Raw genomic sequence first — 2,075 nt, forward strand, 5'->3', positions numbered from 1 at the left:
ACAACGCGCTACTGGCAAAAGGCACTGGCCTTCACCACCACTCATCCGATTCCGCATCAAAATGTTTCAACCGAGGTTCACCGCTCCGGCGGGCCATTTACCATGGTGCCGCTGCCGGATCTCGGCGGACAACCCTGCTCCGCCGTGGTCTGGCTCGACAGCGGGGCGGAAATTGCGCGGCTCGCAGCGTTACCGGCAGAGAGTTTCAACGCGGAAATGAGCCTGCGCGCCTGCCACATTCTCGGCCCGATGACGCGGATCAGCGCGCTGACCACCTGGCCCATCATCAGCCAGATCGCAGCACGCCTGACCGGCGAACGCGCTGCGCTGATGGCGGAAGCGGCGCATGTTGTCCCGCCGATCGGGGCGCAGGGGCTGAACATGAGCCTTGCTGACCTTGCCACGTTGCACGAGCTTGCGCTTGCAAATCCGGGTGCGCTCGGCAATGCGGCGATGCTCGACGCCTACCAGAACCGTCGTCACCGCGAGGTGCAATTGCGCGTCGCGGGCATTGACGCGCTGAACCGGACCTCGATGATGGGGGCGCCGGTCCTGCGAGATTTGCGGGCGCAAGCCCTCGGCGCGCTCTATTCCTTTGCGCCATTGCGCAAAACACTGATGAAAACGGGGCTGGGCTTGCGCTGACCCCACCTTCATCTTGGCAAAAATACCTGCTTTCAGGTGGTTGGGTTACAAAACCACCTCAACCGCCCGCTCCAACCGCGCCAGGGTTGCGGGCACGTCCGCCAGTTTATCCAACCCGAACAAGCCAATACGGAAGGTCTTGAACTCCGGCCCTTCGCCCACCTGCAACGGAACACCCGCCGCGATCTGCAAGCCTTCATCGCGGAATTTCGTGCCATTCTGAACGCCGGGATCGTCAGTATAACTGACCACGACACCCGGCGCACCAAAGCCATCGGCGGCAACCGAAGGCACACCGCGCGCGGCAAACATCGCCCGAACCGCTTGCCCCAACTCCCATTGTGCGGCTTTTGCCGCCTTAAACCCCATCGCCTTGGTTTCCACCATCGCATCGCGAAAACCGACCAGCGCATCGGTCGGCATGGTGGCGTGATAGGCGTGGCCGCCGCCTTCATAGGCCGCCATGATGCTGCGCCATTTCTTCAGGTCCAGCGCGAAGCTGTCGGAAGTGGTCGCCTGCAACCGCGCCTCTGCCCGCTTTGACAGCATAACCAACCCCGCCGAAGGCGATGCTGACCAGCCTTTTTGCGGCGCTGACACCAGCACATCAACGCCGGTCGCAGCCATATCCACCCAGACACAACCCGACGCAATACAATCGAGCACCATAAGCGCGCCAACTTCATGCGCGGCACTTGCCATTTGCGTCACATAATCATCCGGCAGGATGATACCGGAGGAGGTTTCGACATGCGGCGCGAACACCACATCCGGCTTGCCCTCACGGATACGGGCGACGACATCGGCAATGGGCGGCGGCGCATAGGGCGCACGTTTGTCGTTGCCGGTCTGGCGCGCCATCACCACATCAACCTCTGCCGCGAAACCGCCTGCGTCAAAAATCTGGCTCCAGCGAAAGGAAAACCAGCCATTGCGCACCACCATTGCCCGCGCTCCACGGCCAAACTGCCGCGCCACCGCTTCCATTGCATAGGTGCCGCCACCCGGCACTATGGCCACGGCGTCTGCGTGATACACCTCCTGCAACAGCGATGAGATATCGCGCATGACCGCTTGAAATTTCGCCGACATATGGTTGAGCGAGCGGTCGGTGAACACCACCGAAAACTCCTCCAACCCGCCGGGGTCAACCGTGCTCAGATAAGACGCCATCGCAATTCTCCTGTGAAGACTGACTCCATGGCTAACCTGATCGCGTGTTCAATGCAAAGGGGATGGTCAGAGCGTGGCACCTGCAATCGAAACGACACAGCATCATGTCTAGCCCAAAGGGCCGGGGCGGGTCTCCTCTGTCAGCAACACGTTCGCCTCCACCTGCCCGACGCCCGGCAGCGGCATTATGCGCCGCCGCAACACCCGTTCAAAATCCGCGATATCGCGCGCCACCACGCGCAAGCGGTAATCGAACA

3 protein-coding genes are annotated in these 2,075 nt (G+C 61.7%); 1 reads left to right on the plus strand and 2 read right to left on the minus strand.

Going from position 1 to position 2,075, the window contains the following annotated elements; all coding sequences use genetic code 11:
* The coding region (locus L0H65_RS18945; protein WP_301460752.1) for an FAD-dependent monooxygenase at nt 1-645 on the plus strand (645 nt) is incomplete at its 5' end.
* Between the two features lie 45 nt (nt 646-690).
* Here L0H65_RS18945 and L0H65_RS18950 read toward each other — a convergent pair.
* Together L0H65_RS18950 and L0H65_RS18955 are read right to left on the minus strand one after the other, a co-directional pair.
* Nucleotides 691-1,818 (minus strand): aminotransferase class V-fold PLP-dependent enzyme, encoded by a 1,128-nt coding sequence (locus L0H65_RS18950; protein ID WP_301460753.1) that lies wholly within the window; start codon nt 1,816-1,818, stop codon nt 691-693.
* 108 nt (nt 1,819-1,926) lie between these two features.
* Nucleotides 1,927-2,075, minus strand: a 149-nt coding sequence (locus L0H65_RS18955) for an Lrp/AsnC ligand binding domain-containing protein (protein WP_301460754.1), incomplete at its 5' end; no start/stop codon positions are given.

The sequence above is a fragment of the Pseudorhodobacter sp. genome, assembly GCF_030452865.1.
GTDB lineage: Bacteria > Pseudomonadota > Alphaproteobacteria > Rhodobacterales > Rhodobacteraceae > Pseudorhodobacter.